The organism is Niveispirillum sp. FG156 (genome assembly GCF_057809555.1).
On record NZ_JBMDKE010000003.1, the window covers coordinates 122,661 to 146,311 of the forward strand.

At 63.0% G+C, this 23,651-nt stretch carries 20 protein-coding genes and 1 tRNA gene; 15 read left to right on the top strand and 6 right to left on the bottom strand.

Going from position 1 to position 23,651, the window contains the following annotated elements:
* The first annotated feature begins 5 nt into the window (after nt 1–5).
* The 3 genes from motA (at nt 6) to ACODSP_RS02990 (ending at nt 3,419) form a co-directional block, all read left to right on the top strand.
* Nucleotides 6–866: a flagellar motor stator protein MotA gene (gene motA, locus ACODSP_RS02980; protein WP_488964144.1), complete on the top strand. Its 861-nt coding sequence runs from the start codon at nt 6–8 to the stop codon at nt 864–866.
* Nucleotides 867–1,063: 197 nt separating this feature from the next.
* Nucleotides 1,064–2,719: a long-chain-fatty-acid--CoA ligase gene (locus ACODSP_RS02985; protein ID WP_488964145.1), complete on the top strand. Its 1,656-nt coding sequence runs from the start codon at nt 1,064–1,066 to the stop codon at nt 2,717–2,719.
* 199 nt (nt 2,720–2,918) lie between these two features.
* Nucleotides 2,919–3,419 carry an N-acetyltransferase gene (locus tag ACODSP_RS02990; protein ID WP_488964146.1) on the top strand — a complete coding sequence of 167 codons (501 nt, stop codon included), beginning with the start codon at nt 2,919–2,921 and terminating at the stop codon, nt 3,417–3,419.
* Between the two features lies 1 nt (nt 3,420).
* Here the strand turns inward: ACODSP_RS02990 and ACODSP_RS02995 are convergent, their stop codons facing one another.
* On the bottom strand, nt 3,421–4,653 hold the full coding sequence (locus ACODSP_RS02995) for a peptidoglycan-binding protein (protein ID WP_488964147.1): 1,233 nt from the start codon (nt 4,651–4,653) through the stop codon (nt 3,421–3,423).
* 183 nt (nt 4,654–4,836) lie between these two features.
* On the opposite strand from ACODSP_RS02995, the gene ACODSP_RS03000 reads away from it, so the two are divergent.
* From ACODSP_RS03000 to ACODSP_RS03030, 7 genes are all read left to right on the top strand, one after another.
* A tRNA-Gln gene (locus tag ACODSP_RS03000) sits at nt 4,837–4,911 on the top strand.
* Nucleotides 4,912–5,179: 268 nt separating this feature from the next.
* Nucleotides 5,180–6,466, top strand: coding sequence for an EAL domain-containing protein (locus ACODSP_RS03005; protein WP_054166630.1), 1,287 nt, complete (start codon nt 5,180–5,182; stop codon nt 6,464–6,466).
* A 208-nt stretch (nt 6,467–6,674) separates the two neighbouring features.
* Nucleotides 6,675–7,661: a hypothetical protein gene (locus ACODSP_RS03010; RefSeq protein ID WP_488964148.1), complete on the top strand. Its 987-nt coding sequence runs from the start codon at nt 6,675–6,677 to the stop codon at nt 7,659–7,661.
* Between the two features lie 467 nt (nt 7,662–8,128).
* On the top strand, nt 8,129–9,136 hold the full coding sequence (locus ACODSP_RS03015; protein WP_488964149.1) for a sulfate ABC transporter substrate-binding protein: 1,008 nt from the start codon (nt 8,129–8,131) through the stop codon (nt 9,134–9,136).
* Between the two features lie 195 nt (nt 9,137–9,331).
* Entirely contained in the window at nt 9,332–10,186 is an 855-nt protein-coding gene (cysT, locus tag ACODSP_RS03020; protein ID WP_488964150.1) for a sulfate ABC transporter permease subunit CysT, read from the top strand.
* A gap of 1 nt (nt 10,187) precedes the next feature.
* A complete protein-coding gene (gene cysW / locus ACODSP_RS03025; protein WP_488964151.1) occupies nt 10,188–11,051 on the top strand; it encodes a sulfate ABC transporter permease subunit CysW in 864 nt (287 codons plus the stop codon).
* Nucleotides 11,052–11,064: 13 nt separating this feature from the next.
* Complete coding sequence (locus ACODSP_RS03030; RefSeq protein ID WP_488964152.1) at nt 11,065–12,108, top strand: sulfate/molybdate ABC transporter ATP-binding protein; 1,044 nt, start codon at nt 11,065–11,067, stop codon at nt 12,106–12,108.
* A gap of 40 nt (nt 12,109–12,148) precedes the next feature.
* On the opposite strand, the gene ACODSP_RS03035 is transcribed toward ACODSP_RS03030, so the two are convergent.
* From ACODSP_RS03035 to ACODSP_RS03050, 4 genes are all read right to left on the bottom strand, one after another.
* Nucleotides 12,149–14,368 (bottom strand): TonB-dependent receptor, encoded by a 2,220-nt coding sequence (locus tag ACODSP_RS03035; RefSeq protein ID WP_488964153.1) that lies wholly within the window; start codon nt 14,366–14,368, stop codon nt 12,149–12,151.
* 302 nt (nt 14,369–14,670) lie between these two features.
* Nucleotides 14,671–15,123 carry a PilZ domain-containing protein gene (locus ACODSP_RS03040; protein WP_488964154.1) on the bottom strand — a complete coding sequence of 151 codons (453 nt, stop codon included), beginning with the start codon at nt 15,121–15,123 and terminating at the stop codon, nt 14,671–14,673.
* Between the two features lie 92 nt (nt 15,124–15,215).
* A complete protein-coding gene (locus tag ACODSP_RS03045) occupies nt 15,216–17,822 on the bottom strand; it encodes an ABC transporter permease (protein ID WP_488964155.1) in 2,607 nt (868 codons plus the stop codon).
* A gap of 1 nt (nt 17,823) precedes the next feature.
* Entirely contained in the window at nt 17,824–18,555 is a 732-nt protein-coding gene (locus ACODSP_RS03050; protein ID WP_488964156.1) for an ABC transporter ATP-binding protein, read from the bottom strand.
* Between ACODSP_RS03050 and ACODSP_RS03055 the strand changes: the two genes are divergently transcribed.
* Entirely contained in the window at nt 18,554–19,258 is a 705-nt protein-coding gene (locus ACODSP_RS03055) for an arylesterase (RefSeq protein ID WP_488964157.1), read from the top strand. The two genes, ACODSP_RS03050 and ACODSP_RS03055, sit on opposite strands and share 2 nt — an antisense overlap.
* A gap of 8 nt (nt 19,259–19,266) precedes the next feature.
* A complete protein-coding gene (locus ACODSP_RS03060) occupies nt 19,267–20,394 on the top strand; it encodes an FIST signal transduction protein (RefSeq protein ID WP_488964158.1) in 1,128 nt (375 codons plus the stop codon).
* Nucleotides 20,395–20,502: 108 nt separating this feature from the next.
* Here the strand turns inward: ACODSP_RS03060 and ACODSP_RS03065 are convergent, their stop codons facing one another.
* Nucleotides 20,503–20,961, bottom strand: a complete 459-nt coding sequence (locus ACODSP_RS03065; RefSeq protein WP_488964159.1) for a GNAT family N-acetyltransferase — start codon at nt 20,959–20,961, stop codon at nt 20,503–20,505.
* A 236-nt stretch (nt 20,962–21,197) separates the two neighbouring features.
* On the opposite strand from ACODSP_RS03065, the gene ACODSP_RS03070 reads away from it, so the two are divergent.
* The 3 genes from ACODSP_RS03070 (at nt 21,198) to ACODSP_RS03080 (ending at nt 23,651) form a co-directional block, all read left to right on the top strand.
* Nucleotides 21,198–21,866: a glutathione S-transferase family protein gene (locus ACODSP_RS03070; protein WP_054166706.1), complete on the top strand. Its 669-nt coding sequence runs from the start codon at nt 21,198–21,200 to the stop codon at nt 21,864–21,866.
* A gap of 99 nt (nt 21,867–21,965) precedes the next feature.
* Nucleotides 21,966–22,664, top strand: a complete 699-nt coding sequence (locus ACODSP_RS03075) for a hypothetical protein (protein WP_488964160.1) — start codon at nt 21,966–21,968, stop codon at nt 22,662–22,664.
* A 111-nt stretch (nt 22,665–22,775) separates the two neighbouring features.
* Nucleotides 22,776–23,651: a glycosyltransferase family 8 protein gene (locus tag ACODSP_RS03080; RefSeq protein WP_488964161.1), complete on the top strand. Its 876-nt coding sequence runs from the start codon at nt 22,776–22,778 to the stop codon at nt 23,649–23,651.

Genomic DNA, 23,651 nt, shown 5'->3' on the forward strand with positions numbered 1-23,651 from the left:
AGCGCATGTTCGCCATCATCGGCCTTGTCGGCGTGTTTTTCTGTGTGTTTGGCGGTTACGTCATCTTTGGCGGCAAGATGGCCATCATCATCGAAGCCATGCCGAAGGAGATTATGATCATCGGCGGGTCGGGCGTTTCGTCCTTCCTGATCACCAACTCCGCCCACACGGTCAAGGCGTCGGGCCGGGACATCAAGAAGATCTTCGCGGGTTCGCCCTTCCACAAGAAGGAATATATCGAGCTTCTGTCCCTGCTCTATCAGATCCTCAAGACCATGAAGAGCAAGGGCGTGCTGGCGATTGAGCAGCACATCGAAAAGCCGCTGGAAAGCAACATCTTCAACGCCTATCCCGCCGTGATGAAAAGCAACACGACGGTGAAGTTCATCTCTGACTATCTGCGCATGTATTCCATCGGCGTCGATAACCCGATGGAAATGGAAAGCCTGATGGAAGCCGAGATCGACAAGATGAAGCATGAGGACCAGCATTCGTCCCATGCCATCCAGGGCCTGGCCGACGCATTGCCCGCCCTTGGCATCGTGGCCGCCGTGCTGGGCGTGATCAAGACCATGGCCTCGATCTCCGAACCGCCGGAAGTGCTGGGCAAGCTGATCGGCGGCGCGCTGGTCGGTACCTTCCTGGGCATCTTCCTGGCCTATTGTCTGGCCGCCCCCATTGCCGGGCGCCTGAAGGGCATCGCGGAAGAGGACAGCCTGTTCTATGGCGTGATCAAGACGGCGGTGGTGGCCCATCTGGGCGGATACGCCCCACAGGTCTCCATCGAAGCGGCCCGAAAAAAGGTGCCCTCGGAATACATGCCCGACTTCAACGAGTTGGAAGAACTCCTCTCCCAGATCAGTTAAGACACCCTCGTTACAGCAAACCCGGCCCCGGCAACGGCGGCCGGGTTTTTTGTTGCTGTGCGGCATGTCTCCGCCGGCGGAAAAATTTGGAACAAGCGTTTAAATCCCTCTGGAAACCGGCATCGGAAAGCCCCAAGCTATCGTCAACAAGACTGTGGAAAACACAGGTGACGGATACGCTTGGGAGGAAGATCCGAATGCTCGCTGGTTTGATGATGGACCGTCCGCTGATGATCATCGGTCTGCTGCGGCATGCCGCGCAGAATTATGCCGATCAGGTGATCACGTCGCGTTTCGCGGGCGAGGCGGCGCACCGCTATACCTGGAAGGATGCCTGGCACCGCACCGCGCGGCTGGCCCATGCGATGGATGCGCTGGGTGTGAAGCCGGGGGATCGGGTGGGCACCCTGGCCTGGAACGACCATCGGCATCTGGAACTCTACTATGCCCTGCCGGGTGTCGGTGCCGTCTGCCACACGGTCAATCCGCGCCTGTTCCCCGACCAGATCACCTATATCGTGAACCATGCCGAGGATCGGTTCCTGTTCGTCGACCCCATGTTCCTGCCGCTGGTCGAAAAGCTGTGGCCTTTCTTCAAGGGGGTCGAAGGCGTGGTGGTGATGACGCGGGCCGAACTGATGCCGGCCAGCAGCGTGATCCCCCATCTCCATTGCTATGAGACCCTGCTGTCCACGCAGCCCGATACCTATGACTGGCCGGAGTTTGACGAGAACACGGCCTGCGGCCTTTGCTATACCTCGGGCACCACGGGCAATCCCAAGGGCGTGCTGTATTCCCATCGCTCCTCGGTCCTGCATGCCTATGGCGTGCTGACGGCGCCGGGGCTGGATGTGCGGGCGGCGTCCAGCATTCTGGTGGTCGTGCCCCTGTTCCATGCCAATGCCTGGGGCTACCCCTATTCTGCCGCCATCGTGGGGGCCAAGATGGTGCTGCCCGGTCCCAAGCTGGACGGCAAAAGCGTCTATGAGTTGATGGAACAGGAACAGGTCAGCATCTCCTCGGGCGTGCCCACGGTCTGGCTGGGTCTGCTGGCGCATATGCGCGCCACGGGGGCGAAATTCAGCAGCCTGAAGAATGTGACGGTCGGCGGTTCCGCCCTGCCGCGCGCCATGCTGGAGGAATTTGAGCTGACCCATGGCGTGGCCTGTGTCCAGGGCTGGGGCATGACGGAATTGTCGCCCGTCGGGTCCGTCGGCGCCCTGTCCCAGGCCGAAGCGGCCCTGCCCGTGGAACAGCAGCATGACGCCAAGCTGCGGGCCGGACGCCCGCTTTATGGTGTGGAAATGCGCGTCATCGGCCCCGATGGCCAGGATCAGCCGCGCGACGGCCATTCCTATGGCGAGCTGGTGGTGCGCGGGCCGTGGATCACGCGCGGCTATTACAAGGATGACAAGGCCAATGAGAACGCCTTCACCCCCGATGGCTGGTTCAAGACCGGCGACGTGGCCGTGATCAGCGATGACGGCGCCATGAGCATCGTGGACCGCGCCAAGGACGTGATCAAATCGGGCGGCGAATGGATCAGTTCCATCGATCTGGAAAATGCCGCCATGGGCCACCCCTCGGTGCAGGAGGCGGCGGTGGTGGGTGTGCCGCATCCGCGCTGGGTCGAACGGCCCCTGCTGGTCATCGTGCCGCGCGCCGGGCATGAACCGGACAAGACGGCTCTGATGCGCCATCTGGAAGGCGAGGTGGCGAAATGGTGGCTGCCTGACGATATTGTCTTCGTGCCCGAACTGCCGCATTCGGCCACGGGCAAGCTGTTGAAGACGGAACTGCGCAAGCGTTTCCTGAACCATCCCCTGCCATCAACGGGGGCGGCGGCGGAGTGATACCAACGGTAAAATCCTTTGACCGTTGGTGCGGCGGGGACTGCCGCCGCGCGGCCCGGCGATTGAGGGGACATGAAATCATGATGCGTCACGCGGGAAAAGTGGCATTTCACATCGCGTGACGTGAAGCAGTTCACAGGGGCATCCTGTCATTTGGCGGCTATCGTGTGGGGAGTGCGCAACCCAAAATGGCCGCTTCATGAAACCGGACCCTATTGCCGCCCTTATCGGCGCTGTTGACGGTATGCAGGCGCGGGTCGCCCTGGCGGGTGACCGCGCGCTGCTGCGTCAGATTGTTGGGGCGGATGCGGCACAGATGCTGGCCGATGTGCCGGCATCTGCCCGTGGCGTTCTTGTCTCCGCACAGGTGGAGGGCCGGTTGAACGCGGTCCGGCGGACGCATCCCGATGCCGTCACCCTGCTGATGGGGGAGGATATGCGGACCACGGGTCTGCTGGTCCTGGACTGGCCGGTCCAGGGGCCGGTGACGCTGCTGGAATTCCTGTTTCTGCCGCATTTGCGCGGGCAGGGGCGGGGGGCACGGCTACTGTCGGCCCTGACCAACCTTGCCGATGCACAGAAGCAGTCCATCCGCGCCACCCTGTTTTATGACAGCCGGGCCCGCCACCTGCTGTCGCGTGCGGGCTTTACCAAGGTTCGCGACGACGGCACGGAGATCCTGATGGAACGCCGAGTTTAGCCTATCCCTGGCGCAGGCGGCGCAGCAGGGTCTGGCTGGCCTTGCCATCCACGGGCAGGCCTACGGATTTCTGATAGGCGCGGATGGCCGCGACCGTCCGTTTGCCCAGGAACCCGTCGGCCTTGCCCTTCTGCAAGCCCAGCTTGATCAGGCGGGTCTGGATTTCGCGCACGCCCGCCTGATCGACGGGGATGGCGCGGGCACCGGTGCCTGCGGCAGCGCCGCTGATCATCGCCGCCACAGGGCCGGCGGCGGTCGGGGCGGCCCCATCCTCATCATCGTCCCCATCCTGGTCACTGCGGGGCAGGACGCCGGACACGGTGGACCGGCGGATGGTGGCGCTGCCCGGTGGGCCGCCCAGCATGCCGGCAGGCGGACCTTCCGCCACTTCCACATTGCGGCCCCCGGCATCCAGGCGGCGCAGGGCCTGACGGGCGCCGGGGTCGCCGGCCTCCGCCGCCTGTCCATACCAGGCCCGTGCCGCATCCAGGTCGGGCGCGCCGTCCACGCCCTGTTCATAGAGCGTGCCCAGCATATAAAGCGCGCGGGCCACGCCGGCATCGGCGGACTGCTGGAACCAGCGTGCGGCCTCTCCCGTATCCCGCTCCACACCATAGCCTTCGGTGTAGAGCAGGCCCAGATCGAACGCCGCCTCGGCATGGCCCATTTCGGCAGCCTTGCGATACCAGTTGGCGGCCTGTTCCATATCGTCGGGGATGCCGATATCGCCCCGGAACAGCTCTGCCAGGGTCCAGGCGGCATCGGCGTCGCCCTTGGCCGCCGCCTGTCCGTACCAGTAGATGGCGCGGCGCAGATCCTGCGCGCCGGTCGGCGTCTGTGACGTCAGGGCATCGGCCAGGGCCATCTGCGAATCGGCGTCGCCTTCCCGCGCCTTCCCTTCCAGCGCCTTCAATTCCGGGTCGGTCCCGGCGGGCAGCAGGGCCGGAACCTGCGTGCCGGCAGCCAGGGCCGCAGCACCGCCGGCCGCTGCCGCGGCACCCGCGGTGGCGGCACCGGCCTTGCGGCGTGGCTTGCTGGGGGCTGCCGCCGGTTTGGGCGCGGTGGTGGCCGGCTTCTTCACGGTGGGCTTCACCGGCTTCTGCACCGTCGGCTTCTTCACCTCCTGCGCCGCAGCAGGGGCTGCGGCGGGGGCCAGTGTCAGGCCCGACAGCAGCAAGGGGGCCAGAAGGGCGGGAACGAATCGGCGCAAGGGGCGGGCGGCGTATTTGGGCATTCTTCGCGTATCCGGGCGGAGCCGGTCTTTCAGCCACAAGAGGTGGTAGGATGAAGGCGACACTAACACGATTACCAGCGCCTGCCAGTGGTTCCGCAGCAAGGGGCGCAGCCTTTCGCGAAGCTATTGCACAGCGATGGCAAACTGACTATGGTGCGCGCCGCCCGTCAGACGGGACAATGTTGGGGCGTCGCCAAGCGGTAAGGCAGCGGTTTTTGGTACCGCCATTCCCAGGTTCGAATCCTGGCGCCCCAGCCACCCCTCCTCTCCCTGTTCTCCGCGATCAAGCTTGGCACGCCGTGGCGTCCCATCTTCCGCATATATGCGACCGGTCATCTTGCGGTTCAGGTCGTTCGGGGGGAAAATCACGGTAGGAGGAATAGATAAAATTTTGTATACTTGTCCGATGGTGGATAGTGAAATCTATGCCTTTGGGGTATAAGCCCCTTTAATGGCCGATTAACCACCATCGCAGGCAAAGGCCGGTACTGGCACATTCCAAGCGGAAGGGCGCAAGGGCAACTTCATGAATCGCCAACCGAATGCACCGAAACGCGACTGGGTCCGGGTAAAACCGGGCGAGCGTTCGTCTGCCACTGCGATGAATGAAAAGCCCGAGTATGACGATCAGAAGCTGCTGACGCTGCTGCAAAGCGCCAAGCGCGAGGTGCAGGGACTGCGCCTGATCCATCTGCATATGTCGCTTCTGAAGGATAAGAGCCAGCTTGACCTGATCTCCATCAAGCGGGCCATGCAGGAAACCGCTGATCAGTCCGCCTATCTCCAGCTTTTCTCCCTGTCCAACGACGACGTCATCGTCCTGTACAAGGGCATCAAATTTTCCCTGATCTCTGACGTCTGTTCCAAGATCGAAAAGCTGATGCTGTCGCGCACCTCCATGGTGAAGCGCAATCCCTATGGGGAAGACAGCCTCTATTCCATCATGGAACTGTCGCTGAACTTCGTGAACGTGATCCGGTTCATCGAAGGTCTGGCGCGGGAGAGCAATGCCGACGCGGCCAAGGCGGAGACGAAGCCGCCCATCACGCTGGAAGAGCTGGGCAAGATCGAACGCGCCGTGCAGATGTTCGACCTGTCACCCTTCATGCTGAACCAGCCGGTGGTCGATATCACCAATGGTGAACAGAACCAGTTCGAATATTTCGAACTGTATATCGCCATCAAGGCGCTGGAAGAACGGCTGTCACCCAATTACGACATCACCGCCAACAAGTGGCTGTTCAGCTACTTCACGGCCAATCTCGATAATTCGGTGCTGAAGGCGCTGAATTACGGTGTGGATTTCCTGCGCGGTCGGCGCATCGGGTTGAACCTGAACCTGTCCACCATCATGTCGGCCTCGTTCGTGAAGTTTGACGAACGTCTGACGGCGGACCTGCGCGGCAATGTGATCCTGGAGATCAACAAGGCCGATCTGGTGGAGAATATCGACACCTATAAGGAGGTGGTCGATTTCGCCTCTTCCAAGGGGTACCAGATCTGTATCGACGGGCTGAATGATTTCTGGGTCACGCATATGGATCTGGAATATATGGCCTGCGACTATGCCAAGATCTTCTGGAACGACGAAATGGACATGATGTCGGACCATGAGTTCGAGGTCTTTTCCGAAAAGATCAAGGCGCAGAGCAATTGCCGGTTCATCCTGGCCCGCTGCGGCTCGGTATCGGGCCTGATGTTCGCGGAAAAGGCGGGCATCCAGATGGTCCAGGGCCGTATCGTCGACAATATCCTGCGCAAGGGCGTGCTGCTGCGCGACGCCATCAAGAGCGCCAAGATGATGAATGATTGATGGCAGTTGCCGACCGTCTGTAACGTGGGCCGGCAAGGTTACAGGGGTCTGTCCATTTCCAATCCGATACATCCCGGAAATCCAGATAAGGGTTCGTCAACCCACCCTTTGGGTGATATGGTTCGTGTCGCAAAAAGGGGCGGGCGGGTTATACTGGCCGTTGCAATGATCGCGGAAGATGGGGACCGGGTCAGCCCGGATGGTTTCAGTGTCTGAAAGAAGCGCGACAGAAGGCCAAGGCAAGGACCAGGGTGACCAGAAGGGCGACACCAGCACCCATTTCCTGTTCACCTCCAAGGTCTTTCAGCTTCCGGGCGGCTATTTCGCGCTGTCCAAGGATAATAACGACCCCGTCCTCAATGTTCATCTGGGCGATGTCTGGGGGAAAATTCCCTTCCGCACCCTGCGCGAGAGTTTTCAGATCGAAGACAAGAGTGACGATGCACGTCTGCTGACCATCGTCGAGAAGGGGCTGAAATTCGTCAAGGAAATCCGTCCGGGCGACAGCATTCCGCGCGAATTGCTGGACGGTTCGGCGTCGTGGCGGGTGGATGAACGTCACCTGACCATTGCCCGTGGCCGCCTGACGCTGCAGCTCGTCTCCTGGATCACGGGCCGTGAGTCCATGATCACCGACCGGTTCCAACTGGAACAGATCGTGGAAGACCCGCAGACCAAGCAGAAGGCCCAGGAGGCCTTCTCCAAGCTGGCCAAGCAGTTCGGCCTGCCGGATGACCGCAAGCAGGAGATGGTCGACAAGGTCGATTATCTGGCCCGCGAGCTGTCCTATATCGAGGCGCTGCGCGACCGCTATTCGCATGTTCAGAAGATCATGTCGAAGCTCGGTCAGGCCAAGCGCACCTTCAAAGGTGAGGGGCAGGTGGTGGCCGATGTGGGGCGCATGCAGGCGCTGGCCAAGACCCCGGTCGCCAATTTTGACGATATCTTTGACCAGGTGGATGGACAGACGGCCGAAGTGATGGCCATGCTGCGCACCTTCGACGCCCAGGTCGCCTTCATCCGGCGCATGCGCGACGAACTGCACACCATGTTGATGGTGTGGGACGAAGTGATCGAAATGTGGGACGGCAACGATATCGACAAGGAACCGGAAACCGAAAACCGGTTGAAGCGGACCTATCAGTTCCTGGCCAAGAACTTCCTGATCAGCAAGGTCTGGCAGCGCGGCGGTTGAGCCGTCGACCTTATCCGATCCCCTGATATCTCCGCAGATAAGGGCGCCACCGGCGCCCTTTTTATTTACCTGAGTTTAGTGGAGAATAGGCAGCGCCCAGCCCGATGGATACGGGATAGGCCCTGACCGGTTTGGGCATTTCTGCGCGACCGGGCACGCCACCTCTGATGCTATACCCACCTGATATTCGATCAGGTTCCACTTAAGTAACTGATATTAAATAGTTAACCGTGATTTCACATATTTTAACAGTGAAAAGTCGCGGTTGTTTCATAATCAACATTAGTTATACGTTAAAAATCCGTATTGACAGCACATCAAGGTCAGTACAAAGTCCATTTCACCGATAGGGATTAACCCGACGGTCGCGGCAATTTGATCGCGCAGCTTGCGCCGCGTCACCAAACGCTAAAGCGCCACGAACCATGCTTCGTGGCAGCCGCCTGATGGATGAAGGAGTTTCCACGATGAAATGGTTCAAGCGTGTCGCCATCACCACCGCCGCCCTGGTTGGCCTGGCCGTGTCGCCCGTGTGGGGCAGTGGGCAGATCCTGAACGTCTCCTACGACCCGACCCGCGAACTCTATAAGGAGTTCAACACCGCCTTCGCCAAGCATTGGAAGGCGACCACGGGCGAGGATATCGAGATCAAGGCCTCGCATGGCGGTTCGGGCAAGCAGGCGCGCTCTGTCATTGACGGGCTGGACGCCGATGTCGTGACCCTTGCACTGGCCTCTGATATCGATGCGATCGCCGAGAATACGGACCTGCTGTCCAAGCAGTGGCAGGCCAAGCTGCCCTATAATTCCACGCCCTATACCAGCACCATCGTGTTCCTGGTCCGCAAGGGCAATCCCAAGGCCATCAAGGATTGGGACGATCTGATCAAGCCGGGCATCCAGGTGATCACGCCGAACCCCAAGACCTCGGGCGGGGCGCGCTGGAACTATCTGGCGGCCTGGGGCTATGCCGCCGATAAGAATGGCGGCGGCGATGCGGCCGGCAAGGATTTCGTGGCCAAGCTGTTCAAGAACGTGCCCGTGCTGGATACCGGTGCGCGCGGTTCCACCACCACCTTCGTACAGCGTGGCATCGGCGATGTCTTGTTGGCCTGGGAGAATGAAGCGTTCCTGGCCATCAATGAACTGGGCGCCGACAAGCTGGAGATCGTGGTTCCCTCTGTCTCCATCCTGGCCGAACCGCCGGTCGCCGTTCTGGACAAGAATGTTGACCGCAAGGGCACCCGCAAGGTGGCTGAAGCCTACCTGACCTATCTCTACACCCCCGAAGGGCAGGAGATCGCGGCCAAGAACTATTACCGTCCGCGTCTGCCGGCCCTGGCGCAGAAATATGCGACGCAGTTCCCCAACATCAAACTGTTCGACATCACCAAGTTCGGCGGTTGGGCCACGGCCCAGAAGACCCACTTCGCCGATGGCGGTGTGTTTGACGAGATTTACAAGCCCGGTCAGTAATAAGGCCGTTAACCACTGCACCCTTTGTGGTGGTGGCAAACCAGACTAGTCTGACCCCCAGCCATCCCCGCCGGACCCGACAGGACCGGCGGGGCATGCGCGTCAAAACAGGGGGGTGGTCATGGACAGGAATTTCGCCTTGCCTTCATTGCCTTCCCTTCGCCGTTCGGCGGGTGCCACCCTTGGGGGCGCAGCATGAGCGGTGCTTCCGGCTTCTCGCTGTTTAAACGGCGCAACCGCTCCATCATTCCGGGCTTTGGCCTGACGCTGGGCATCACGCTGACCCATCTGACCCTGATTGTGCTGATCCCGCTGGCGGCCCTGATGATCCGCCCGTGGGATATCGGCCTGTCCGGCTTCTGGCATCAGGTGACGGAAACGCGCGTGCTGGCCGCATTGCGCCTGTCCTTCGGCGCGGCGTTCGTGGCGGCGGCGATCAATGCCGTTTTCGGGCTGGCCGTCGCCTGGATGCTGGTGCGCTATGATTTCTGGGGCAAGCGGGTGGTGGATGCCATTGTCGATCTGCCTTTTGCCCTGCCCACGGCGGTGGCCGGCATCGCGCTGACCTCTCTCTACGCGCCCAATGGCTGGGTGGGGCAGTATCTGGACCCGCTGGGCATCAAGGTCGCCTATACGCCGCTGGGCGTGGTGGTGGCGCTGACCTTCATCGGCCTGCCCTTTGTGGTGCGGACCGTACAGCCCGTCCTGGAGGAACTGGATACGGAGCTGGAGGAGGCGGCGGCCTGTCTGGGCGCCACGCGGCTCGAGACCTTTATCCGCGTCATCTTCCCCGTGATCTTCCCGGCCCTGCTGACCGGTTTTGCCCTGGCCCTGGCGCGGGCGGTGGGGGAGTACGGATCGGTGATCTTCATCGCCGGCAACATGCCGATGGTGTCGGAAATCGCGCCGCTGCTGATCGTGATCAAGCTGGAACAGTTCAATTATGCCGGTGCCGCCTCTGTCGGTATCGCCATGCTGATCCTGTCCTTCATCATGCTGCTGGTGATCAATCTGTTGCAGCGCTGGTCGCGCCGCTGGGCGGGGGTGTGAGATGAGTGGACATGCCCCCAAATCCCGCGTGACGGTGGCCGAACCCGGCTGGGTCAAGGCGCTGATCATGCTGGCGGGCCTGGGCTTCCTGGGCTTTTTCATCCTGCTGCCGCTGGCGGCTGTGTTTACGGAAGCGCTGCGCCGGGGCCTGGGCGCCTATTTCGAGGCGCTGGTGGAACCGGACGCGCTGGCGGCCATCAAGCTGACCCTGCTAGTCGCGGTCATTGCCGTGCCCGTGAATGTGGTGTTCGGGGTTGCCGCCGCCTGGGCCATCGCCAAGCATAAGTTTCCCGGCAAATCCCTGTTGCTGACCCTGATCGACCTGCCTTTCTCGGTCAGTCCCGTCATTTCCGGTCTGGTCTATGTGCTGCTGTTCGGCGCGCACGGCCTGATGGGACCATTCCTGCGTGAACATGGGGTGCAGGTCGTGTTTGCCGTGCCGGGCCTGGTGCTGGCCACCATGTTCATCACTTTCCCCTTTGTGGCCCGCGAACTGATCCCGCTGATGCAGGCACAGGGCGTGGAGGAGGAAGAGGCGGCGATCACGCTGGGCGCCAGCGGCTGGCAAACCTTCCGCCGCGTAACCCTGCCCAATATCCGCTGGGGTCTGCTTTATGGCGTGCTGCTGTGTAATGCCCGCGCCATGGGGGAGTTTGGGGCCGTATCGGTCGTGTCCGGCCATATTCGGGGGGAGACCAACACCATGCCCCTGCATGTGGAGATCCTCTACAACGAGTATAATTTCGTGGCCGCCTTTGCGGTCGCCTCGCTGCTGGCCATCCTGGCCCTGGTGACGCTGGTCGCCAAATCGTTGCTGGAATGGCGCCACGGCGCCGAACTGGCCGCCACCGCCCGCCGCCATTGATGGGAACGGACCCATGAGCATCAATATCAAGAACCTGACCAAGCGTTTCGGCGGCTTTGCGGCTGTGGACGGGATTGACCTGGATATCCAGTCCGGGGAACTGATGGCCCTGCTGGGTCCCTCGGGATCGGGCAAGACCACCTTGCTGCGCATGATCGGCGGCCTGGATTATGCCGATGAAGGCACCCTGCTGATCGAGGGGGAGGATGCGACGGTGTCGGAGCCGCATGCGCGGCGCGTCGGCTTCGTGTTCCAGCATTACGCCCTGTTCCGGCATATGAGCGTGTTTGAGAATGTGGCCTTCGGCCTGCGTGTCTCCCGCCGCAAGCCCAAGATTTCCGACGCCGACATCCGCACCCGCGTCATGAACCTGCTGGAACTGGTGCAGCTGGCGCCCCTGTCGGGCCGCTATCCCAACCAGCTGTCAGGCGGGCAGCGGCAGCGTGTGGCGCTGGCCCGTGCGCTGGCCACCGAACCGCGCGTGCTGCTGCTGGATGAGCCGTTCGGCGCGCTGGACGCCAAGGTGCGCAAGGAACTGCGCCGCTGGCTGCGTGACATCCACAAGGGCATGGGGGTGACGACGGTGTTCGTGACCCATGACCAGGAAGAGGCGCTGGAACTGGCCGACCGTGTCGCCATCCTGAACAAGGGGCGCATTGAACAGGTGGGCACCCCAGCAGAGGTCTATGACAACCCGGCCTCGGCCTTTGTCTGCGATTTCCTGGGCGGCGGCACGCGGCTGGACTGCGTGGTGGCCGACGGGGCGGCGGTCATTGCCGGTGCGCGGGTGCCGGTGGTCAATGAATTGCCGCCGCCGGGTCCGGCCACGGCCTATATCCGCGCCCATGATATTGATCTGGCGGAACCGGGAGAGGCGGGGACCCTGTCCGCCACCATCCGCCTGATCCAGCCCGTGGGGCCGCAGCTGCGTCTGGATTTGAACCTGAATGGCAAGGTGGTGGAAGCGGTCCTGGACCGCCACGCCACCACCACACCGCTGACGCCGGGACAGACCGTCTCGCTGCGCCTGCGCCGGGCCAATGTCTATGCGGGGTAATGTCAGCGGCGGCCCAGAGCAGGGCCGCCGCTGATCCTCATCAGAACTTCGTGGACAGCGAGATGCCGACGGTGCGCGGGTCGCTCACCACCGGGGCCATGAAGTTCTCGATCACGCCCTTCACGTTCTGCTCGTCCGTGATGTTGCGGGCGAAGACGGCAACTTCATACTTGTCGTCCGGGGCCTTGTAGCCCAGGCGCAGACCACCCTCGAAATCACCCTTGCTGTAGAATTCAGCGGATTCATACAGCACAAAGTTGGTCTTGCCCGTCACGCTCCAGTCGGTGAAGGCGAACAGGGTGCCGCCATCGGCCAGCGGGAAGTCGTACCGCGCCGTGAAGTTCAGGATATATTCCGGCGCGTTGGGGAACGGGTTGCCGTCGATCAGGGCGCGACCGCTGACCAGCGGGTCCTTGACCGTGCAGACGCTGATGGGGGCGCAGACGCTGGAGGTCACGCTCTTGTCGTTGATCTCCGTGTCCGTGTAGGTCACGCCGGCGGTCAGGACCAGATCGCGCGTCACCTGCAATTCGGCGTCCAGTTCGAAGCCCTTGGCCTCGCCCTTGTTGCCATTGAACAGGCGGGCGGTGCCGTTGGCGTCGAACGCCGTCAACTGGATGTCGTTGACGGTGTAGGTATAGACGGCACCGTTCAGGCGCAGCTTGTCATTCAGCAGCGTGCTTTTCACGCCCGCCTCATAGGAGATGATGGTCTCCGAGGTGGCGGTGGTCGGCGGGCCGTTGAAGGACACGGTGCGGCCCTGGATGGTGGGGCCACGGAAGCCACGGGCGACGCGGGCGAAGACGGCGGCATCGTCGGTGACGTTATAGAACAGGCTGGCGTCCCAGCTGACCTCGTCATCCTTCAGACGGACATAGCGAGTACCGGTATAGGCCGTCTGAACCTGCGCGGTACCGTTCTCAATGGAGCGGAAGGTGCCAGCGGTCAGGGCCTTCAGCACATTCATCTTCTTGTCGTCTTCGGTATAGCGCACGCCACCCGTCAGCTTCAGGTCTTCCGTCAGCTGATAGCCGGCCTGGCCGAACAGGGCCCAGCTTTCATTACGGTTGCGCAGCGTGACAAAGCCGCTGGCGCCGCCAGTTTCAAAGAAACGGTAGGGGCGGAAGGAGAATTGTTCGTCGGAATTGAAATAGAAGCCGCCGACCTGCCAGTTCAGCGGGCCATCGGTGTCGCTGGCCAGACGCACTTCCTGCGTCCACTGGTCCAGGTCATCGATATTGCCCTGGCTTTCGGCGGCGTTCAGGGGCAGGCCGTCCGTGTCGCCACGGGAATAGCCGTCCGTCGTCTCATAGGCGGTGATTGAGGTCAGGGTGACAGCGCCCAGATCATGGTCGATCTTCAGCGACGAACCCCAGCCATCATATTCCTGGTTGTTATTGTCGCCGTCATTATAGGCGACGGTGCGCTTGCGATAATTGGCGTTCAGCTTGTTCGAGCCCTTGGTCAGGGCATTGCCCCGGAACAGGGACGAGGTGCCGCCCAGGTCGCGGCCATGGATGTTCAGCAGGGCGCTGGTGTCATCGGACGGGGTCAGCAGGAACTGCAGCCGCGCGGCCACATCCTGATAGCCGCCCAGATCGCGGCCCGTGGTGGCGTTGCGGACATAATCGTCGCGGCGCTGATACATGACCGAGGCGCGGGCCGACAGCTTGTCCTCCACCAGCGCGCCGCCGAAGCCGGCATCCATGGTCAAGGTGTTGTAGGTGCCCAGCGACAGGGCGGCGCGACCGGACGTATCCTGGCTGGGCGCGATGCTGTCGAACTTCACGATGCCGGCGGTGGTGTTGCGACCGAACAGCGTGCCCTGCGGCCCGCGCAGCACCTCCACCTGGCGCACGTCGAACAGCGGGCTGCTCTTCAGCACCACGTTCTCCATCACCACCTCATCGATGACGACGGAAACCGGCTGCGAGGCGCCCAGATAGAAGTCGTTATTGCCCAGGCCACGGATATAGAAGCGCGGGAAAATGCGGCCCGTGGAGGTTTCGGCGTACAGGCCCGGCACCTTGGCGGACAGGGCCAGGATATCGGCACCGCCGGCCAGCAGATCGCGCAAGCCCTCGCCCGAAATGGCGGCGACGGACATCGGCACTTCCTGCAGGTTCTCGGCCCGGCGCTGCGCCGTCACGATGATCTCTTCCAGCGTGTCGGTGCTGGTCTGGGCCAGGGCGGCCATCGGCGTGGCCAGCGTGACGGCGGACAGGCCCGCCAGCAGGGCGTGCTTCAAGGTGGACTGCATGATCCGTTCTACTCTCTCTCACAATGTCTCGATCGACGCAGGAGCGGGGCTGTATCCCCATCCCGGTCCCGCGTGATCGCGCAGTCATAGATCGAACGTCAGAGAGGTGAACGGTCGTTGCGATGAAAGTTCCGTGACGCCGGGTTCGGGCAGATGCCATTCCCTAGGCGCCGCCTGGATTTCGCAACTGCGTAATGAAACCCCTGCAGGGCCGTTGTGCAGTGCGGTAATGTGTTGAAACGGCAACAAGTGTCTGAATGCAGTCACTTACCCACAGAGCCGCGGCGACTCGTACGCGTGTTTCAGTCGAACCGCAGACGGACCTGACCGGGGTCCAGGGCCACGATATGGGCGGGGCGATCCTCCACCCAGCCGTGCACCGAAAATACACCCTGCATGCCGATCTCCAGCCCGTCCGGGCCGGTGCAGGCAAAACAGGCGCCGGTGCGTGACAGGTTGACGGTTTCACCCCGGATGACGCGGCCCTCCAGGGTCAGCAGCGCCGTGCTGCGCACAGGCACGCGGGGGAAACGGCGGCGGTCGCCGACGGGGCGCTTGCTTCGCGTGGTGGGGGCGGGTTCATCGTCGCGATGGGCCAGCCATTCGGCCATATCCACCCAGCGCTGGCTTTCATCAGGGTCATCGGTATTCAACGCCGCCTGCCAGCAGGCGATCAGCTTGGCGTTCAACACCTCATCCGGGATCGGGCCGGTGCTATCGACCGTCGTCGCCGGTTCCATCGTTGCCACCTGCATCGCTGTCCCATCCGGTGCCAAGCGGCTTCCCACGCCTATCACGCGTGGGAAGCCTTTCCTTATATATCTACAACAGACAGGCGCAGTTGTCGTCAATCAATCCTAAGGACAGGTGCAGCGGGCTGACCCAAAGCGCGCCAGGTGCCAATGAAGCCCAAGGTCAGGGTGATGGCAGTACAAATCAAGGCGGTGCTGATTACCGCCCAGGGCATGAAGACAAACGGGAAGTCCATCACTTCGCTGACCACGATCCAGGCGACGATGGTGCCCAGAAGGCCGGCAATACCCGCCGTGATCAGGCCCAGCAGACCGTATTCCAGCAGGAAGGCGCGCAGGACGGTCGCCCGCGTGGCCCCCAGCACCTTCAGCACCACGGCATCATAGACGCGGCGACGATGCCCGGCGGCAACCGCACCGGCCAGGACCAGGGTGCCGGCCAGCAGCGTCACCGCCGCCGTCAGGCGCACGGCCAGACCGACATTGACCAGGATCTCTGACACTGTCTCCAGCGCGTCCTTCACGCGCACCGCGCTGATATTGCTGAACTTCACGGCCACGTTGCGTTGAACCGCCGGTTCCGCCGCCACCGGCGCGCGCACCGTGGCCAGATAGGTCTGGGGTGCCGATTCCAGGACACCGGGGGAGAAGACCAGGGTGAAGTTGATGGTGATCGTGTCCCAGTCCAGTTCCCGGACCAAAGCCACCTCGCCCTCGATATCGCGACCCAGGACATTGATGGTCATGGTGGCGCCAGGGCCGATGCCGAAGCTTTCGGCGATCTCCTTGGACACGGCCAGCTTGGGCGGGCCCTGATAATCGGCGGGCCACCATTCACCGGCCAGCACCTTGTCGTTGGCCGGCGCTTGCGCCTGCCAGGTGATGCCGCGGTCGCCGTTCAGGACCCAGGAATATTCCTTGGTCTTCAGGGCCTTTTCCGCCTCTTCCCCATTGATGGCCACGATGCGGGCGCGCAGGTTGGGGGTGAGCGCCAGATCCTCGGTCCCCGGCACAGCCAGCACGGTCTGGCGGAATTCCTCCACCTGATCGGGCTGGATATCGACGAAGAAGAAGGCCGGCGCGTTGGTGGGCAGGCGGTCGGAAACCTCCTTCTGGAAATTCGCTTCGATCAGGGCGATGGCGACCAGAACCGTCAGCCCCAGACCCAGCGACAGGACAACCGCACTGGTCGGGCTGCCGGGCCGGTGGATATTGGCGAAGGCCAGACGCAGGACGGGCAGGCGGGGCCGGCCCACGGCCTTTGCCGCCTTGGTCACGCCGATCCCGGCCAGCCAGAACAGGCCCAGCACAAGGACGGCGCCGATGACGAAGGAAATGGCAAAGCCCTTTTCCTGCGCCGTCGCCACGGCCAGGGTGCCAAGACCCAGGCCCGATGCCGCAATGCCCAGAAGATAGGACAGGCGGGGCCGGCCCTTGGCCTTCTGCACCAGTTCGCGGAACAGGGCGATGGCCGGCACCTCCCGCGCATGGCCCAGCGGCCACAGCGAGAAGGCCAGCGCCGTCAGGAATCCGAAGCCGGCGGCCACGGCCAGCGCCTCGGGATAGACCCCGATGCGGGCCGTTATGGGCAGCACCTGCGCCAGCGCCTGCCCTGCGGCCAGGGGGCCGGCGGTGCCCACGGCCAGACCGATGACGATGCCGACCGAGGCCAGGGCCAGGATCTGGATCAGATAGGTCTTGAAGATCAGCGAGCCCGACGCGCCCACGCATTTCAGCATGGCGATGGTGTTCGACTTGGCATCCATATAGGCGCGCACGGCATTGCCCACGCCCACCCCGCCGACCAGCAGGGCCGTCAGCCCCACCAGGGTCAGGAACAGGGTCATGCGGTCAATGAACCGCGACAGCTGCGGGGCGGCGTTCAGATAGTCACGCAGACGCCAGGGTGCCCCCTCCATCCCCGTCTTGGCCTGTTCGCGGAAATCCTTGGGCGTGATCCCGTCGCGCAGCTTCACCTGATAGGACCAGGTGATCAGGCTGCCCGGCTGGATCAGTTCCGTCTTGGCGAGCGCTGCTTCCGACAGCATCAGGCGGGGGCCGAGGGAGAAGCTGCCCGACCCGGCCTTGTCCGGCTCGCGCGCGATCAGGCCGCGCACCTCCACCACCTGCCCGCCGATGCTGACCGGTGATCCGACCTTCAGGTTCAGGCGGGTGGCCAGCGTGTCCTCCACGACCGCACCGTAACGCCCCTCGCGTTCGGCCAGCAGGGATTGGATATCCACCGTCTGCGGCAGGCCGTCCGGCCCTTGGATGTCGAAACTGCCATAGAGCGGGTAATTGCCGCTGACGGATTTCAGCTCCACCAGCGCGGTGTTGCCGCCATCATCGGGGTCGCGGGCCATGGCGCGCATTTCGGCGGCGGTCATCACCTCGCCGCGTGCCGCCAGGAACGCCATCTGTTCGGGCGTGGCCTGCTGATACAGGATGCGGGCGGAGACATCGCCGCCCAGGATGGCGCGGCCATCGCTGCGCATCGCATCCTCGATGCCGCTGGAGATCGACTGCACCGTCGCGATGGCGCCGACGCCGATGGCCAGACAGGCGATGAAGATGCGGAAGCCCGACAGGCCGCCGCGCAGTTCCCGCCGCGCGATGGTGAAGGCCAGCTTCCATTCCGACAGGAAGCCGCCCGATTGCGGTGCTGCCTGGGTGCTGCTGGTGGACAGGGTGGTGGCCGTCATCTCAACGCCCCGCCGCCGCCAGGGGCCGGGCATCGCCGGCGCTGTCATCGACGATTAGACCATCGACCAGCCGGATCACGCGGTCGCATTCCCGCGCCAGACCCGGATCATGGGTGATCATCACGATGGTGGTGCCCACCCGGTCAGCCATGGTGAACATCAGTTCGATGATGCGCTTGCCGGTGTCGCCATCCAGATTGCCTGTCGGCTCATCGGCCAGCAGCAGCGAGGGTTCAGGCGCAAACGCGCGGGCCAGCGCCACGCGCTGCTGCTCGCCGCCCGACAGCTGTCCTGGATAATGGGTCAGGCGGTGGCCCAGGCCGACCGCTTCCAGCCCCTTGCGGGCGCGGTCAAAGGCGTCGGGGGCACCGGCAAATTCCAGCGGGATGGCGACATTTTCCAGCGCCGTCATGGTGGGGATCAGGTGGAAGGACTGGAACACGATCCCCACCTCATCCCGGCGGAACCGCGCCAGTTCATCCTCATTCATGCGGGTCAGTTCATGGCCCTTCACCTTGACCGAGCCGGAGGTAGGCGGCTGCAAACCGCCCAGGATCATCATCATGGAGGACTTGCCGGACCCGCTGGGCCCGACCACGCCCACCTTTTCCCCACGGCCAACATGCAGATCGATGCCTTTCAGGATGTTGACGCTGCCCGCCTCACTCTCCAGCTTAAGGTGGATATCGCGCAACAGGACGACGGGGTCGGCCGGAACTATGGGCATCGCCATGACAAACCTTCGCAGCAAGGGTGAACCGAACCGATATGGCCCCGTGGGGGCCGCTTTCAACCGACTCGGGATACTGATCCTGCTGCTTTCATGCCTATTGGCACCGTCGGGCGCGATGGCGCAGGTCACACCGGCGCCATTAAAGATCATCGTCCTGGGGGACAGCCTGTCCGCCGGCTATAAATTGCCGCGTGAGGCGGCGTTCACCAGCCAGCTGGAAACGGCGCTGAAGGCCAAGGGCTATGCCGTGTCCGTCCCCAATACCGGCGTGTCGGGGGAGACGACATCGGGCGGCCTGTCGCGGCTGGACTGGATTCTGGCTGACAAGCCGGGCCTGATGATCGTGGAACTGGGCGCCAATGACGGGTTGCGCGGCATCGACCCGGTCCGCACCCGCGAAAACCTGGACAAGATCCTGACCAAGCTGGCGGAAAAGAATGTGCCCGTCATCCTGGCCGGCATGATGGCGCCCCGCAACCTGGGCAGTGAATATGGCAAGGTGTTCGACGCCATCTATCCCGATCTTGCCAAGAAGCATGGGGTGACGCTGTACCCGTTCTTCCTGGAAGGGGTGGCGATGGACCCGAAGCTGAACCAGGAGGACGGGATGCACCCGACCACCGAAGGCGTTGCCGTCATCGTCAAGAATATCCTGCCCACCGTTACCGCCACGCTGGACCAGATCAAGGCCGGGGCGAAGTGATGGAGGAAATGCCCGACGACGCACCCCTGTTCGCCAGCGCGACCGGCACCGGGGCCGACTGGCCCAGTGCCGCCAAGAACTGCCTGGATCATCTGACCCTGGTGCCTGGTGCCAATTTCGGCGTGCTCTATGTCACCGATCATCTGGCCGACCAGATCGGCAGCATTGCCACCCTGCTGCGCGGGGTGACGGGCGTGCGCGACTGGGTCGGCACGGTCGGCATCGGCGTGCTGGGCCAGGGGGCTGAGCATTATGACCGCCCGGCCTTGTCTGTCCTGATCGGGCGGTTGCCCGATGGGGCGGTGCAACTGCTGGGGCCGATGACCGACGGGGCAGGGGCCGTGGATGCGGTTCAGCCCTGGCTGCGCGACCATGCCCCCCTGCTGCTGCTGCTGCATGGCGATCCGCGCCATGCGCGGTTGCCATCGCTGCTGCTGGATGTGGCGGGGCGGACGGGCGGGTTCATCGTGGGTGGCCTCACGGCCTCGCGCGGGGAACAGGCGGTGCTGTGCGGGCATGAAACGGGGCCGGGCCTGTCGGGCGTGATGTTCGATGCCGATATCGCCGTCGCCACGGGTCTGACCCAGGGCTGCACCCCCATCGGGCCGGTCCGCGCCATCACCAGGGCGGATGCGCATGTGGTGATGGAGATTGACGGCGCCCCGGCGCTGTCGGCGCTGAAGGCCGATATCGGGCCGGAACTGTCCGCCGATCTGCGCCGGATATCGGGGCTGATCATGGCGGGCCTGCCCATTCCCGGCGATGACCGGGGTGACCGGCTGGTCCGTGACCTGACGGCCATCGATCTGGAACGTGGCTGGGTCGCCATCGGGGAGAATGTGCGCGACGGGCAGCCGATCCAGTTCTGCCGCCGTGATGCCGCCGCCGCCGAGGCGGACATGGTCCGCATGCTGGAGGGGCTGAAACGCCGACTACCGGTGGGTCAGGTGCCGCGCGCCGGCATCTACATCACCTGTGTGGCGCGCGGGGGCCGGCTGTTCGGGAGGGAAGGGGTGGAGCGCGACCTGATCCGCCGCCATCTGGGCGACTTCCCGCTGACCGGTTTTTTTGCCGGCGGTGAAATCTCCAACGCGCAGCTTTATGGCTACACGGGTGTGCTGGTGCTGTTTGTGTGAAGCCGTAGGTCAGGTCGAGCTGAAAGCGAGCCCTGACAGATATGGATTGAAAGCCTTTTCTGTCAGGGCGACGCTTGCGCGTCGACCTGACCTACGTGGTCACATCCCTCACAGCTTGATCATATACCGCACATAGCCATCGGCCCCGCCTGTCACCTTGTCATAAAGGTGGCGGGCGCGGGCATTGTCTTCCTCGGTGTTCCAATAGACGCGGCCCCAGCCGGCCTCACGCCCCATCGCCGTCAGCCGGGTGATCAGGGCGCGGCCCACACCCTTGCCGCGCGCGGCCTCCTGTGTGAACAGGTCCTCCAGGTAACAGACCAGCTTGGCCGACCATGTATGCGGGTGCAGGACGTAATGGCACAGGCCCAGCAACTGCCCACTCGCATCATCCACGGCCACCAGACCGTTCACGCTGCTGGACGGGTCCAGGATGCGGGCCCAAAGCGCATTGGTGACATCGGCGGGCACATCGGCACGGTAGAAGGTGCAGTAGGCATCCCACAGGCCCCGCCATTGCACCCGGTCATCCGCCTGGATCGCCCGCACCGTTACGCCACCGCCCATGTTCCATCCCCCATTCTGAACCGACACCGGATATCGCATCGGGCAGGGGGGCCTGTCCACCCGCCCCGACACGAATCGGGGGCCAATTCGGGGGCAGAACCGGGGTTCAGCCGCAATTTTCCCCGTGATCACAAGACCCTGGCCATAAGGTTACGGTGCCCAACCCTTGTCAGACGGGTATTCTCTGTGGCACAGCTTGACTTCAGCCGGTAATCAGACGGCGGATCGGAACCAGCATGCGGACGCTTTTTCACCATCCCCTCTCCCCCTTTTCACGCAAGGTGCGGGTGGCGCTGGCCGAAAAACGCCTGGATTTCGCGCTGGAGCTGGAAAAGCCCTGGGAGCGGCGTGAGGAATTCATGCTGCTGAACCCCGCCGGCGAAGTGCCGGTGCTGGTGGAGGAAGATGGCAGCGTCATCGCTGACCAGACCGCCATCTGCGAATATCTGGAAGATGCCTATCCCGAGAGCAGCCTGCTGGGCCGCGAGGTAGCGCTGCGGGCCGAGGTGCGGCGGCTGGTTGGCTGGTTCGATGTGAAATTCCGGGCCGAGGTGACGGACCTGCTGGTGGGGGAAAAGCTGTTCAAGCGTTTCTCCGGCCAGGGAACGCCGCATACACAGTCGATCCGCGCCGGTTTGGCCAATATCCATTACCATCTCGACTATATCGGCTGGCTGTGCGAGCGGCGCACCTGGCTGGCCGGCGATCAGTTCAGCTGGGCCGATATCGCGGCGGCGGCACAGCTGTCCTCCATCGATTACCTGGGCGATGTGCCCTGGGATGATCATCCCGAGGCGCGGAATTTCTATGCCCGCGTGAAAAGCCGGCCCAGCTTCCGCCCGCTGCTGACCGACCATCAGCCGGGCCTGCCGCCGCCCAAACATTACGCCGATCTGGATTTCTGATCCTTTCCGCAATCCCGACGCAATTTGGCCGCAACCCATGGGGTAGGATGCGGGCAGGGCGTTTTCGCCCCGTTGATACGTGTTCTGTGGAGAAATGAAATGCGCCGGTCGCTGGTCCCCCTTGCCCTTGCCAGCCTGCTGTTCACCGCCGTTCCGGTTGTGTCGGCCCAGACCCTGCCCGTGCAGCCCGTGATCGATACCGTTTCCTTCAACGTCTCGGTGGAAGATTGGGTGAAGACGGAAACGGCCCTGGTCACCCTGGTCGTTGATATCGCGGGCAACGGCAATGGCGGCACCGTCCGGTCGGATGTGCTGAAGGCGGTGGCCGGAATGGCGGACAGGGCGGAATGGCGCATCGTCGCCATGAACCCGCAGAGCGACAGCGCCGGACTGGAACGCTGGCAGGCACAGTTGCAGGCCCGTCTGCCGGAAGGCCAGCTGTCGGCGCTGGGCGACCGGGCCAAGAAGGCCAGCAAGCCCGGCCTGCAGGTGCGGGTGGGCGGTGTCGCCTTCGACCCGACCCTGGCGGAGACGGAGGAAACCCGGTCGGCCCTGCGCGACAAGATCTACGCCAAGGTCAATGCCGAGTTGAAGCGCCTCAACGCCGCCTTCCCAGGCCGTAACTACCGGGCCGGCGATATCAGCTTCACCGAACAGCGTGTGGCCATGCCGGCCAGTGCCTATCGGGAAAAGATGGTGATGGCGGCCGCACCCCAGATGGCCGATGCCCTGCCCGGCGTGCAGGACCAGATGGTGCTGGAGGCGCGGGTGACCCTGTCGGCCTTCGCGACACCCTGACAATTGCGTACGCTTGCCAGTCTTTCCCGCAATCACGTAGTTTGATGATATCCGCGCTCTGGTCGGCTTCCGGGGCGCGGATTCTCATTTATGATGATATGGAGATTGCAGGTGTCGGAAAACGAGTTTGCCATTGTCATCGCCTGCGACGACAATTTTTTCTTCCATTGCCGCAATCTCCTGGCCTCCATCGCCAAGAGCGCGCCCACCATGGCGGCACAAGACCGGTTCTGCGTGTCCCCCGGCCTGTCCCCTGAACATCAGGACGAGCTGGCCCGGTACGGCGTGCGCTATGTCCCGCTGGGTTTGGACGTGTTTCCTACGGTGCTCGCCGATATTGTCAGGCGACATGGCTACACATTCGGGCAGTTCATCCGGCCGCTGTTTCCTAAAATCATCCCTGGCTATGCCAATTATATCTACATGGATTGTGACACCTGGGTTCAGAACGATACTCTGGTTGCGGCTGTAAAACAGGCGCAGATGTTTGGACAGGATATGGTTGTCGCCTCTCCGATGGTCTCTCATTACTATCCCAGTGTGCTGCACGACATGACGCTCACCAGGAATGTTCAGGAAAACTGGCTCTATGGCACCTATGAGGTGCGGTTTGCACGCGCAATGGCGGGGCGGTCCTTCTTCAGTTCCGGCGTCTTTGCCATTTCTGGTGCTTCCCCCTTCTGGGACAATTGGTTCCAGGACATCCTGGAAATTGCGCCAAGGGTCGATATCTGCAATCCCGGATTTACGCATTTTACCGAACAGACGGCGTTCAACGGTGTGATTTGCCGTACCGGGATGGTCACGGTACTGGACCCGCTGTACAATTTTCACTGCAACATGGGGGGCATTGTCCGGGACCTTACGACGGGAGTGGTCCTGTCAGTATATGCCAAGCCGGTGCGTGAGGTTTGTGTCATCCATCTGGCGGCATGGGGGTCCATGAAGGAAGAATATGTCGCTGGCCGGCTGCTGTTCGAACCGTAA